At 69.8% G+C, this 12,910-nt stretch carries 11 protein-coding genes; 5 read left to right on the top strand and 6 right to left on the bottom strand.

Features of this window, described 5'->3' with window-relative positions; genetic code table 11:
* Positions 1-277 precede the first annotated feature (277 nt).
* Positions 278-1,213 (top strand): LysR family transcriptional regulator, encoded by a 936-nt coding sequence (locus IEZ15_RS25285; protein WP_189279491.1) that lies wholly within the window; start codon positions 278-280, stop codon positions 1,211-1,213.
* Positions 1,214-1,589: 376 nt separating this feature from the next.
* Here IEZ15_RS25285 and IEZ15_RS25280 read toward each other — a convergent pair whose 3' ends face one another.
* A complete protein-coding gene (locus IEZ15_RS25280; RefSeq protein ID WP_189279490.1) occupies positions 1,590-2,270 on the bottom strand; it encodes a sigma-70 family RNA polymerase sigma factor in 681 nt (226 codons plus the stop codon).
* 136 nt (positions 2,271-2,406) lie between these two features.
* On the bottom strand, positions 2,407-3,198 hold the full coding sequence (locus tag IEZ15_RS25275; protein WP_189279489.1) for a hypothetical protein: 792 nt from the start codon (positions 3,196-3,198) through the stop codon (positions 2,407-2,409).
* A 115-nt stretch (positions 3,199-3,313) separates the two neighbouring features.
* Here IEZ15_RS25275 and IEZ15_RS25270 point away from each other — a divergent pair, with 115 nt between their 5' ends.
* The gene (locus IEZ15_RS25270) at positions 3,314-4,585 is read left to right on the top strand and encodes an MFS transporter (protein ID WP_373302617.1); all 1,272 of its coding nucleotides are present in this window, start codon (positions 3,314-3,316) and stop codon (positions 4,583-4,585) included.
* Entirely contained in the window at positions 4,582-5,658 is a 1,077-nt protein-coding gene (locus tag IEZ15_RS25265) for a sugar ABC transporter permease (RefSeq protein ID WP_229846104.1), read from the top strand. Before IEZ15_RS25270 ends, IEZ15_RS25265 begins: the two co-directional genes overlap by 4 nt.
* A 10-nt stretch (positions 5,659-5,668) precedes the next feature.
* On the opposite strand, the gene IEZ15_RS25260 is transcribed toward IEZ15_RS25265, so the two are convergent.
* Positions 5,669-6,799 (bottom strand): acyl-CoA dehydrogenase family protein, encoded by a 1,131-nt coding sequence (locus tag IEZ15_RS25260; protein WP_268250421.1) that lies wholly within the window; start codon positions 6,797-6,799, stop codon positions 5,669-5,671.
* 191 nt (positions 6,800-6,990) lie between these two features.
* On the opposite strand from IEZ15_RS25260, the gene IEZ15_RS25255 reads away from it, so the two are divergent.
* Complete coding sequence (locus IEZ15_RS25255) at positions 6,991-8,772, top strand: CoA transferase (protein WP_189279486.1); 1,782 nt, start codon at positions 6,991-6,993, stop codon at positions 8,770-8,772.
* The gene (locus IEZ15_RS25250; RefSeq protein WP_189279485.1) at positions 8,769-10,448 is read left to right on the top strand and encodes a class I adenylate-forming enzyme family protein; all 1,680 of its coding nucleotides are present in this window, start codon (positions 8,769-8,771) and stop codon (positions 10,446-10,448) included. The genes IEZ15_RS25255 and IEZ15_RS25250 overlap by 4 nt, the downstream gene beginning before the upstream one ends.
* Positions 10,449-10,569: 121 nt before the next feature.
* Here the strand turns inward: IEZ15_RS25250 and IEZ15_RS25245 are convergent, their stop codons facing one another.
* The 3 genes from IEZ15_RS25245 to IEZ15_RS25235 are packed head-to-tail and all read right to left on the bottom strand — an operon-like array spanning position 10,570 to position 12,826.
* The gene (locus IEZ15_RS25245) at positions 10,570-11,370 is read right to left on the bottom strand and encodes a metal ABC transporter substrate-binding protein (RefSeq protein ID WP_189279484.1); all 801 of its coding nucleotides are present in this window, start codon (positions 11,368-11,370) and stop codon (positions 10,570-10,572) included.
* Positions 11,328-12,194, bottom strand: a complete 867-nt coding sequence (locus IEZ15_RS25240; protein WP_114242580.1) for a metal ABC transporter permease — start codon at positions 12,192-12,194, stop codon at positions 11,328-11,330. The genes IEZ15_RS25245 and IEZ15_RS25240 overlap by 43 nt, the downstream gene beginning before the upstream one ends.
* Positions 12,191-12,826 carry an ATP-binding cassette domain-containing protein gene (locus tag IEZ15_RS25235; RefSeq protein WP_114242579.1) on the bottom strand — a complete coding sequence of 212 codons (636 nt, stop codon included), beginning with the start codon at positions 12,824-12,826 and terminating at the stop codon, positions 12,191-12,193. Before IEZ15_RS25235 ends, IEZ15_RS25240 begins: the two co-directional genes overlap by 4 nt.
* Positions 12,827-12,910 lie beyond the last annotated feature (84 nt).

Genomic DNA, 12,910 nt, shown 5'->3' with positions numbered 1-12,910 from the left:
ACCAGCATCGGCAGATGGCTGGACAGCTCGACCCGTCGCGGTGCGGTCACACCGACTGAGCAGCCGATGGGTCGTACCGCCCGTGCACGCGATCAGTCCGAGCCCTTGAAGCGCAGGCCCGGCAGCCACCCGGCTGCCGGGCCTGCACTCCGCCTGCCGCACTGCTTGGCAAACCGCATGTTGACCAGAGACATCAAAGCGAGCTTGGCGTACGGGAATCAAACAACCATTTCGCCGATCAGACTCAACGATTGGTTGTCCACCTAAGATGGTCAGCGTGGACCTTACTGCCGTGCACACCTTCGTCGCCGCCGTGGACGCGGGACAGTTCCAAGAAGCCGCCGCCAACTTGTCGATCACCCCGCAGGCTGTGTCCAAGCGCATCGCCGTGCTGGAGAAGGACCTCGGTGTGCAGTTGTTCAGCCGCACGGCCCGCGGAGCCCGGCTCACGATCGACGGGCAGGCGTTCCTGCCCTACGCCCGAGCTCTCCTCCAGGCCGAGGAACGGGCAGCCGCTTCCGTGCGGCCAGGGCGCCGGGCTTTGCGTGTCGACGTGATCGGCCGCCGACTCTCACTGGCGGGTCTGCTGCGCGACTTCCACCGTGCGTATCCCGAGACCGATCTTGATGTCGTGACCCTGTTCGACTCCTGCACGGCCATCGCCGCCGTCCGGTCCGGGACGATCGACGCGACCTTCCGCGCCGTGACCATGCCGGGCCGGCAGCTCCCCGACGGTGTCGAGGCCACTCCGGTCTTCGACGAACCGCTGCACCTGTTCACCGGACCGGCTCACGAGTTCGCCGCCGCCCGCGCGATCGCTCCCGCCCAGCTCGCCGGGCGCCGGATCTGGATGCCCGGTAACATGCCCGGCACCGAGTGGGCCGCCTACTATGACGAACTCGCCGCCACGTTCGGTCTCACCATCGACTCGGTCGGCCCGAACTTCGGTATCGAGCCCCTCCTCGACACGATCGCGGACTCCTCGACGCTGGCGACCTTCGTCAGCGAACGGACTCCGCTGGTCTGGCCTGCCGGCCACGACCTGCGACGCATCCCCCTGCACGACCCGACCCCGGTCTACCCGCACTCACTGATCTGGCGCACCGACAACCCGCACCCCGCCCTCACCGCACTGCGTAACCACCTCACCTCCACCTACCCCGGCCGCCCCGACAACGGGGTCTGGACACCGAAGTGGGCTCAATGTGCTTAGAAGCGCCGAGCCGCCCGGAAATACAAGCCGACCGGGCCGGCGAGATGCCGGGCGTCGTTCCCTGCTCCTCGCCGTCCCCGCTCAATCCGGATACTTCCGGCTCACGCAAGGGTCGCAACATGCCACGCAGGGCAGAGGCGCGGAAGGTGTAGCGGCCCATGACGTCGAGGTTCGCGTGGCGCAGCGGGGAGAGCCGGGCGAGCGGCCCGGTTAACCCGCAGTAGGCGTGCTTGGCGAACCACAAAGCCCTGAGTCGTTTCCTCCGGCGCCGCGACAACGCGTGCGTGGGCGTTGTCCGGAGGAAGGCAGCCCTGGAGGGCGCTGGCGCGGTTGATCTCTGCGCCAGCGCCCCGCGCAGGCTGCGGTCTTCGACTTGTCAGACGGCTGCGGAGAGGAGTGCCGGCACTCGACCACAAGAGATTGGTCGTACCGGCCCCGCGTGTGCGGCGAGGGTTTCTGCGTCCTTCAGTAGTCCGAGCAGCGAGCCGCGGGCGCGGGCCACACGTGAGCGGACGGTGCCGACGGGGCAGCCCAGGGCAGCCGCGGCCTCCGCGTAGGGGAGTCCCAGGAGTTGGGTGAGCACGAACGATTCACGGCGCTCTGCCGGGAGGATCGCCAGGAGGTCGGCGAGTGCGATTCCGTCCTCGAAGCCGGGTACGTCGCGTGGTTGTGTCCTCTCGGCGGCGGACTGCCAGTCGTCCCAGTCGGAGATTCTGGGGCGAGCGGCGGCATGGCGAAGGCTGTCCACGACAGTGCGGCGGGCGATCGATAGTAGCCAGGTACGTGCGGATGAGCGTCCCTCGAACCGGTGAAGGCTGCCGAGTGCGCGCAAGAACGTGTCCTGGGTGAGGTCATCGGCCGCTTGGGGGTCGGCGCTGAGGTAGGCCACGTAGCGCCAGACGTCGCGGTGCAAGGCGCGTACGAACCGGTCGACGGCGTCGGGGGAGCCGTCGCGTGCAGCCAGTGCCAGTCGTGTCACCGGCTCGTCGGCGCTATCGGTATGACGTGATGTGCCGTCGTTGGGCGTGGCTTTGTGTGGCGGCAGGGCAGGGGGCATCGCCTGTTGTCCTTCCGGGATTCGGGATCCGACTTCCGCGCATGGGCGGGCCGGTGAGATGTTCGGCATCACTCGTGGGCGATGCCGATGCCCGAGGCGTGCGGTGGAGGACACCAGCACGTCGGGAAGCCAGCTGTCAGATGACAGCGATCCCGGTCGGTGGACCCCGCGAGGTGAGGGCGTGGATGAGGAAAAGCTGCCGCGGTCCGCGGGCCCGGTGGTCACGGCGGGCCCGGATGCGTGGCCGGTGAGGCGGTGTGGAGAGACGGAAGAGCAGGCACAGCGGCGCGATGATCCACCCGGCGAAAGTGCGCAGCAGGCGGAAAGCGGATCGTTCTCCGTAGGCGAGCCAGAGGCCGCACAGCAGGGCTGCCAGGAGGTGGGCGGCCAGCATCCCGGCCGAGGACACGCCTGCCATGTCGTGCCCGGCGGGCAGGACCGTTGCGGGGTCGGTCATCGTCTGCATGCCGGCATGGGCGTGCTGCATCCCACCCGCCATGGCCATGTCCGTTGTGCCGGGCGGTGGCTGGTGCAGGCGGCTGCCGAGCCCGGCTTCGGTGACGATGCGTACGGCTTCCGACTGAGAGATCGACGTGGAGCCTGCCGAACCGCAAAGCAGGGACTCGGCCCATTGCCGAGCGAAGGACGGGCTGTCGGTCACCGAGGGGTGAACGGCTGCCTGAGCCAGTGAGAATCCGGTGTGCAGTGCCGCTTGGGCGGCGACCACCATCGAGGTCACCGCGAGTACACCGCGCTCCCGGCGGCTGAAGAGCCAGGCCGTAGCAGCAGCGGTCGCGAAGGCGGCGGCCATGGCCCACCAAGGGACAGCCGATCCGGACATGAGGACGTGGCCGAGGGCAGCGAGCAGCACACAGGTGGCTGCGAACACCGCAGCGCGTACCGCGCGACAACATCGGCCTGGAATCATGGCGGGCCCATCCTTGCACTCCTCCTCCGGGTGCCACCGGTGGGTGCGAAAAGTGCGGGTGACGCCCTCAGCCTGGCGCGTGTGGCGCACACCACATGTGCTACGGGGAACTGTGATGCCGTTCGGCCCGACTCCTGACGTGGCCGAGAAAGTGAACCAGTGGCGTGGGACGGAGACACCGGTGCGGACAGAGCGGGGAACACCGGCGGCCCCAGCAGCAGGAACTGACGGACCGCTGACCGCGCTGCTCACCTGCGCCATGGCGTTTTCGATGCTGCAGCTTTTCCTCCTGGGAGCCCTCGGCCCGCGCCTTGTCGACGAACTGGGGATTTCGCCCACGGTGCTCGGCCTGACGACGACGATCGGATTCGGGACCGCGGCGGTTCTTTCCCCGGTGGGTGGGCGGATCGTTGACCGGGTCGGCCCCAGGCGGTCACTCGTTGCCCTGCTGCTCGTGTCTGCCGCCGCGCTCGCCCTGATCGGTGCGGCGCATGGTGCCGGTTCTCTCCTCGGCGCCGTTGCCCTGGGGGGTCTGCCGCAGGCGCTGGCCAACCCGGCTACGAACAAGGCGATCCTGGCGGTCGTTGTGCCGGCGCGGCGGGGTTCGGTGACCGGGATGAAGCAGTCGGGCGTGCAGCTCGGGGCGTTCGCTGCCGGGCTGCCCCTGGCGGCGCTGGCCTCAGGGGTGGGTTGGCGTGGCGCGGTGTGGGCGGCGTCCGGCACCGCTGCGGCCATGGCTGTGTGGGCCATACGGGCGCTGCCTGCAGATCCTCCGGCAAAGGGGGCGCCGCCTCGCTCCTCGTGGGTGCCGCGGGGCGCCATTGCCTGGCTGGCGGGTTTCTCGTTGCTGCTGGGATGTGGCATTGCTTCGGTCAACACCTATCTGGCACTCTTCGGCGCGCAGGAGCTCGGAATGAGTCCCTCGGCGGCCGGCGCCCTGGTGGCGGTTCTGGGGGTAGCGGGTATTGCCGGCCGGGTGGGTTGGTCGAAGGCTGCTCGGCCGGGGCGCGCCGAGTGGCTGCCGGGGTGGCTGGCGGCCGGTGCGGTCGGATCGGCCCTGCTGCTGGCCGGTGCGCTGGTCGTGCACCCGCTGGCATGGGCGGCGGCGGTAGCCGTCGGTGTGTTCGCCGTGTCGGGCAATGCCGTCTCCATGGTGCTGGTGATGCAGCGCGCCGCCTCCGGTCGTGCGGGACAGGAATCGGCACTCGTCTCCGCCGGGTTCTTCGCCGGCTTCGCCATCGGCCCACCGGTCTTCGGCGTGCTCGCGGAAGCCGGCCACTACGGGTCCGGGTGGCTGCTGGTGGCCGCGGAGTTCGCGGCGGCCTGCACCGTCGCTTTCATATGGGCAGTGCGGGAACGCAGGCAGCGCACGACGGTCCCGGCGTGACGGCGGGGGACTGGGCCGAACGCGCGCTCGCGGACGTCCTGCACCGGGTCGGCGTCACCCGAACTGAAGTCGGCGAGAGGTTCCCGCTGTTCGCCGACCCGGATACGGGCCGCTGGAATACGACCGGTCGCGGATCGTGGACCGGCGGATTCTGGGCTGGCCTTCTGTGGCTGCGGGCCAGGCACACCGGTGACGAGGCCGACAGGGCCGTGGCCTCGGCCTGCACGGCGCGGCTGGCCGGCTGGGTGGAGGCTGATACCGCCACCCGCGGTCTGATCCTCTGGTACGGAACCGCCCTGGCCATCAGCGACCCGTCGGCGGACGAGCTGCGTCACCGAAGTGCCCGCGCCTGCCTGGACGCGCTTGACCCCGAACTGGGCCTGATTCCTTGGGGATCCGCGTTCGGCGGTCCCAGACTGCTGGCCCGCGTGGACGGAGTACCCGGCGTGGTGCCTCTGCTCGTCTCGGCGGGCGGCGAGGGCGCCGCGGCAGCCGCGTCCCATCTCCACCGGCACATCGACCTGTGCCACGTCGATGGCTCTGTGGTGCCTGCCCTGCGGTTCGAGCCGGACACGGGCTGGCAGGCGTGCGACGACCCGCCACGAGGCTGGAGCCGGGGGCGGCCGTGGCTCTTGCTGGCCGTGGCCGACGCCCTGCACCAGCCCAGGACCACGCAGTGGAACCCACAGCGGCTGGAAGCGACGGGCGCAGAGCTGATCGCTCCCTGGACAGGAGCGCCCCGGTGGGGCGTACCGCCGGCCGACGAGGCACGACCGGACGGCCCGCAGGACACCTCGGCTGCCGCGATCACAGCGGTAGCGCTGCTGAAACTGGCACGCGTCCCGGGACCCCGGGCAGCGGAGTGCTCCTCCCGCGCCCTCGCGATCCTGGACCACCTGGTGTCCGCACACCTCACCGGACCGACCGGCGCCCGTCCCGCCGGAATGCTGCTGAACGGCTGCTACGACGCCGGGCAGTCGGTCGCCGTGCGCCACGAACTGATCTGGGGCGACTTCTTCCTGGCCCTCGGACTGGCAGCCCTCACCGGACTGATCGACATCCGCACGGTGTAGATGCGGCCGCTCAGGTGTCGTAGCCGCGCAGCACACGGCGTGCGACGGACGTGATGTGCAGCTCGTCCGGGCCGTCCAGGATCCGAGCGGCGCGTCCGGTACGGAAGAGCGCGGGCAAAGGAGTGTCGGGTCCCAGGCCGGCCGCGCCGTGCACCTGGATGGCCGCGTCCGTCACCCGCTGCAGCATGCGGGCGGCAGCGACCTTGGCCAGGCCCACCTCGACGTGCGCGTCCAGCCCGGCATCGATCTGGGTCACGGCCTCGTGGACCAGGGGACGGGTCGTACGCAGGGCAAGCAGTGACTCGAAGACATGCTGCTGCACGAGCTGATGACCGCCGAGCGGACCACGGGAGCCGGCGCGGGCGTTGACGCGCTCACACATCAAGTCGAAGGCCCGCTGCGCCTGACCGATCCAGCGCAGGCAGCGCAGGGTACGGCCGAGCTGCAGCCGTTCTCCGGCAATGGTCAGAGCGCTGCCCCGCTCGCCGATGAGATGGTCGCCGGGGACACGGACGCCGTTCAGTTCGATCTCCCACTGGCCGCCCGTGCCGAGGACCGGAAGTTCGCGTACGACGCGGAAGCCGGGAGAGTCGGCCGGGATCAGCAGCAGGGAAAGCCCGCCGCGGTCCGCGGGGGCCCCGTCGGTGCGGGCCAGGACGGTCACCAGGTCGGCGCCGGCGGCTCCGGAGATGAACCACTTGCGGCCACTGACCCTCCAACTCCCGTCTGCCTCCTGCACGGCTCGAGTACGCGTCATGGAGGGGTCGGTACCCAGGACGTCCTGTTCCGTCATTGCATAGCAGGCCCGGAGCTCCCCGGCGGTGAGTCGCTTCGGATACTCCTCGCCTACGCGCGCGCTGCCGTGGCGGTGCAGCATGAGCACATCCAGCAGCGGTGCCGACCCCAGGGCGGCAGGTCCGTGATCGCTTGCTCCTTCGACCTCGGCCACCTGGGCGTACTCAGTCAGGGAGAGTCCACGACCGCCCAGCTCGGCGGGCAACGGCAGGGCCCATATACCTTCCTTCCGGGCCTGGTCGTGCAGGTCACGCATGGTGGCGGCGGAGGCCGGTCCGCCGGCGTCCAGGACTTCTTCGCACGGCATTACCCGCTCGCGTATGAAGCGGTCGACCTGTCCTCTCAACTCAGCCGCTCCGCCTGCGCCTTTGGAGACTTGATCTCGGTCCTCCACCACTTTCCTCCAGTCTGCCGGGAACCCGTTGGAGCGACAGTCCGACTGTCTCTCCACGGAACTGGTCGGGCGCGAAGGCGCCCTGGTTCCCGCGTTGAGGACATCCCCGGCGCCGAACACCGCCGGGCCAGGAGAGGAGAGGCATGGCGTCACCAGTCACCACACAGACGGTCCGCCCACTGGACGGGCTTGACCTGGACACCTCGGGTCCGCCCGAACTGACCGGCCTTGCTGCGCAGCACCTGCGGCTCCTGGGAGCCCGCACCCGCCGGGAACCAGCCGCGCCACAACCCGCGTCAACCGCGCAGATAGCGCTGACCGGCGACGGAATTCTGCCCATCGGAGCAGAGGTGAACTGGGCGGATCCGGAGAGCGGGGTCACCGACGAGGCCACCGTCCAGGCCGCCACCGGGATCATGGCCGTGCATGGCCGGCGTGACGGCGGGCCGCGCGGCCTGGCCGTCGATTACGCCGCCACCACCGCCTCCGTTCTCACGGTCCAGGGAATCCTGGCCGGTCTCTTGGGCCAGGCCCGCGGGGGAACGACCGCACGCGTCAGTACGAGCGTCGACCGGGCCGGACTGCTGACCGTCTCCCAGTACCTGGCCGCCGCCGGAGCCGACGAGGGTGAGGCCGCCGAACTCGCACCGGGGGGACCGCCCTTCGCCGACGCGGTCGGCACACTCTTCGAGCTCGAGACCCTGGACCCGGGGGCCTGGGCCGCGTTCTGGCGGGCCCTGGAAGCGCCCCCCGAGGCGATACGGGCCGGCTGGCGGCCCTTCCAATTCCGGTACGCCACAGCCTGCGCTCCCTTCCCGCAGGCCCTGCACACGACGACACGCGCCCACTCCTGGCAGCGCATCCTCCAGGCGGCAGCGGTCTCCGGCGCAGAGGTCTGCCCGCTGGGATCCCTGGTCGGGCGGGCAGCAGAACACGACGGTGCACCGCCCTGGTCACTCACCTCCCACGGGCCCGGCCACCGTTCCCCCACGGTTCTCCCCGCGGCCGAACGGCCACTGGCAGGGCTGACCGTGCTGGAGGCCGGCCGCCGCATCCAGGCACCGCTCACTGCTCACCTCCTGGGACTGCTCGGCGCCCACGTGATCCGGATCGAACCGCCGGGTGGCGATCCGCTGCGTGGCATGCCACCGGCCTGCTCCGGCATCTCCGCCCGCTGGCTCGCGCTCAACCGCGGCAAGCAGGCCGTGGAGGTCGACATCAAAGCCGAGCCCGACCGGCGCCGACTGCGAGAGATGGCGGCAGAGGCCGATGTCTTCCTCCACAACTGGGCACCCGGCAAAGCCGCACAGCTCGGTCTCGACGGCGACCACCTTGCCGCTGTGAACCCCGCACTGGTCTACGCGTACACCAGCGGATGGGCCGACCGGATCTCCGGCGCCCCGATGGGGACCGACTTCATGGTCCAGGCCCGCACCGGAGTCGGAGAAGCGGTACACCCGGAAGGCGAACCGCCCGCACCGTCCCTGATGACCCTCCTCGACGTCCTGGGCGGGCTCCTGGGAACGGAAGCCGTCCTCGCGGGGCTGCTGCTGCGTGAACGCAACCGACAAGGCGTCCGGGTGGGCTCCTCGCTGCTGGGAGCGGCCGATGTCCTCACCGCCCCGGCCCTGCGCCGGGCCGCAGCCGGAGGGAACGCAAGAAGGCCGGCCGGGTTCCGTCACCCGTTGCGCACCGCCGACGGTTGGGTCGCTCCCACCGACGCCTGCGCCGAAGCAGCCCGCGCTCACGACCTGAGCGGTCTGTCCACCCACGACGCCCTGGCACAGCTGCGCACGTACGGGCTGTCCGCCACCGCGGTCACCACCGACCTGGCCACCCTGCATCACGATTCGCGCTTCTCCGGCTCGATCAGCCGCGACGCGCACGGTGCCCCTGCTGTTCCCGACCCCTGGAGCTTCACGTGACCGTCGTCCTCCACGATCTGCTGCCCGCCGACCTCCGCCGCTCCTGGGTCGTCGACGGGACCTGCCCCGACCTCGACCTCTACAGCCTCTTCCGCGCCCGGCAGATCACGGACCTCCACCGCACCGCGATCCTTGATGCCAAAGGCAAACTCTGTTACACCGCCCTCGACCGCAAGGTGCGATGTCTGGCCACCGCCCTCAGAGACCTCGGCATACGTCCGGGCGATGTGGTCGGCGTTCAACTGCCCAACGGCCGCCACGCCGTCATCGCCGATCTCGCCCTGGCCGCCCTCGGTGCGGTGGCGCTGCCCTTCCCGGTCGGCCGCGGCAGCCTGGAAGCAGAATGCCTGCTCCGCCGCGCGGAGGCCGTCGCCGTCATCGCCGCCGTCGAGCACCGGGGCAACCATCACGCCGCCGACCTCCGGACGTTGGCCCCGGCGCTTCCCTCCCTGCGCCACGTCATCGCCGCCGGACCCGGCAACACACCTGAAGGAACGATTCCGCTCTCGGAACTGCTGCGCTCCGACCCCAGTGGATTCGTTCCTGCACGGCCGGACCCTGACAGCGCCGTCCGCATACTAGTCTCCTCCGGCTCCGAGGCCGAGCCGAAGATGGTCGCCTACTCCCACAACGCACTCGCCGGCGGGCGCGGTAACTTCCTCGCCTCGCTCATCCCCGACCGGACTCCGCCCCGCTGCCTGTTCCTCGTGCCACTCGCCTCAGCTTTCGGATCCAACGGAACGGGCGTCGCCCTCGCCCGGCACGGCGGAACTCTCATCCTCCTGGACCACTTCACCCCCGAGGCCGCGCTCGACGCCGTGCGCGAACACCAGCCCACCCACATCCTGGGCGTGCCCACCATGGTGCGTATGATGCTCGACCGCCTCGACGGCACAGGCGAGAAGCTGCCCGCCCCGACGGCCCTGATCCTGGGTGGCTCCGCGCTGGACGAGACCACGGCGGAGCACGCCGCGAGTGCTTTCGGCTGTCCTGTCGTCAACCTGTACGGATCGGCCGACGGCGTCAACTGCCATACGGGACTGGGCAGTGCCACCCCGGATGCGGACAGCCAGGGCGTCGTGGCCGGGCGCCCCGACCCCCGGGTCGCGGACATACGTATCACCGACACCGAGACTCATGAACAACTGCCGGACGGCGGGATCGGGGAGATCGTCGCACGGGGCCCCATGACCCCCATGTGTTACGTCGGCTCCCCGGAGCTGGACGCTCGATACCGCACTCCCGACGGGTGGGTGCGCACCGGGGACCTCGGATTCCTCGACGGTGACGGCATCCTGCACATCGTCGGACGTCTCAAGGACGTCGTCATCCGCGGCGGAGCCAACATCAGCCCCGCCGAAGTCGAGAGGGAACTCGCCACCCACCCCTTCGTATGTGATGTCGTGTGCATCGGGATCCCGGATGCGGTGATGGGCGAGCGGCTGGCGGCGTGCGTCGTGTCCCGTGCTGCGGATTCCCTGACGCTGGAGGTGCTGTGCGAGCACCTGACCGAACGGGGACTGGAACGACGCAAGCACCCCGAGCGCCTCCTGGTCGTCGACGAACTGCCCCTCACCCCTGCGGGCAAGCCCGACCGGGCGGCACTGCGAGTGCGTATGACTGAGATCAGCCGGCCAGGCGCGACGAAGGAAGTTCCCCTCGGGCAGGCGAGCTGAACGGTGCCACAGCCGGGGCGACCGGGACATCCAGCTGCCCCGGGGACTCCTCCTCATCACATGAACCAGCGAACGCGTGGGGGCAGCCCGGTCTTCCGGGCTGCCCCCACGCGGTGCTGCTTCAGGATGTGGACATGGCCTCCTTCATTGCTGTTGCCGCGTTGCGGTATACGGGCAGCAGGTCGAGCTCCTCCCCCGGGTAGTTGACGATCTCGACCTGCTTGGCGCCGGAGTCGGGCAGAACCGTGCCGGTCGACATGTGGGCGTTGTCCAGGACGAGGGCGGGCTTCTTCTCGCCCAGTTTCGCCAGTTGGGCAGGGGTGACGGCTTCGGGCCCGTAGGTGCCGACCAGGTTCGCACCCGCCAGCTTCGCCGCCCAGGTGGTGAAGACCTGGCTGACGACCACCGGGCTCTTCCCGCCCGGCCACTTGGCCTTGAGATCCTTGGACAGCTTGGCGTACTCGCTGTCGAAGGTCGTCTTCCACTTCGCTGCGGCGCCCTCGGTGCCGAACAACTTGCCCAGCTTGGCCACCTCGGCTTCGACCTTGTCCGCATCGTTGTCGAGGTTCACCTCGACCAGTTCGGCCTTGGAGCCGGCAGCCTCCTTGATCTTTCCGGCATACGGCTCGAAGGATGCGTACAGCACGAAATCGGCACCGGCGACGGCCGCGAGGTCGGAGGGTTTCGGGTCGTAGTCCGGTGCGTGCTGTACGGACTGGGGCACGATGACCTTCACGTCCTCGGCACCCGCGGCTTTCGCCAAAGCCCCTTCCCAGGTCGTGGTGACGATCACCACCGGCTGCCCGTCGTGCTTGTCGCCTCCGTCTCCGGACGACGACGCGTCGTTTCCGCAGCCGGCCACCAGGGCCAGTGCTGCACTCAGTGCGAGGAGGGAAGAGGAACGGCCGCGGGTGCGCGCCATGAGCTGATTCTCCGTTCGGGTATGAGATGGACGGCGAGGACAGCGGCCCCCGCAGTCAGGACGAGAACAGGCCCGGGAGGCCAGTCCAGCCACAGTGCGATGAGGAACCCGGTCAGGTTCACGACGATGCCGACGGCAACGGCCCAGAGCGTGATCGACTTCAGTGAGGTGCCAAGACGGCGAGCGGCGAGAGCCGGAAGGAGGGTGAGGGCGTCGACCAGCAGCGCGCCCGTGAGCTTGATCGCTCCGGCGACGGCGACCGCGACCAGGACCAGCAGCACGAGAGTCAGCGCGCGTATCGCGACCCCGGAGCACTGGGCGAGCTCCCGGTCGTACAGCAGTAGCGCGATATCACGGCGCCGCCACAGGAACAGGCCGATGACGACGACTGCGAGCGCGCCGAGCAAAACCAGGTCGGCGGTTCCTACGGACAGGATCGACCCCCAGAGCAGCGCGAATGCTCCTGAGGCGTTGACGCCCGAGACCGCGAGCACCAACAGCGCCGCCGCGATCGCGATGCTCATGAGCAATCCCATCGCGCCGGACAGCCCATCCGGGGTACGAGCGAGAGGAGCGATCGCAGCCCCGGACAGAGCACACGCCACGAGTGCGCACAACATGGGGTCGAGTCCGGTCACGATGCCGACCGCGATGCCGAGCAACGCGACGTGCATCATCGCGAACCGCACCGGCATGATGTCCAGACCCACGATGACCACGCCCACCACCGGCAGCCCGATCGCGGCCAGCAGCAGCGCGAACCCCGCTCGCTGAACGGGGAGCAGCTGAAGAAGTTCACCGAGATCGGCGGTCGCGAGAGTCACCGGACCTCCCGCAGACGGCCTGCAGCCATTTCCAGCACCCGGTCGCAGCGCTCCGCCAGCGCCCGGTCGTGCGTCACCACGACGAGCGTCACCGGCAGGGAGGTCAGAACATCGGCCGCTTCCTCCTGCCCCCGGAAGTCGAGGGCGGCGGTAGGTTCATCGGCGAGGAGAACCTCGGCCCCGGCCGCGACACAGCCGATGGCCCGGGCGAGATACATTCGCTGCAACTGCCCGCCGGACAGGGTGTGCAGAGGCCGCTCAACCAGCGCCCCCACACCGAGCCGCGCCGCTGCCGAAGCTGCCTCAGCGCGAGCGCTGCTGCTGGCCAGCAGCTCGGTGCCGAGAAGAGGGAAGCGGCCTGCCGCCGGCTTCTGCGGAATCCAGGCGCAGGCACGGCGGCGCCACGCCCACTCCGCGGGCGAGCGGGTGCCTCGGCCGCCGACCAGGATCGACCCCGTCACCTGTCGGTGCAGACCGAGCACCGCACGCAGCAGCGTCGTCTTACCCGAGCCATTGGTTCCGGTCAGCGCCACCCGTTCACCGGCTGTGATCTCCAGATCCACGTCGGCGACGGCCTCCAGTCGGCCATGTCGGCAGGCGACATCCCGCATACGCACATCCAGCCCACGCATCACACGCCCCTCGATCGTCAGCCACAGCCGTGCAGGTTGGGTGGCTGGTCAACTTCCCAGCCCCCGGCAGTAGTCGGATGAGAG

This window comes from Streptomyces atratus (genome assembly GCF_014648655.1).
GTDB lineage: Bacteria > Actinomycetota > Actinomycetes > Streptomycetales > Streptomycetaceae > Streptomyces > Streptomyces atratus.
This window is presented reverse-complemented; position numbering and strand designations above follow the sequence as displayed.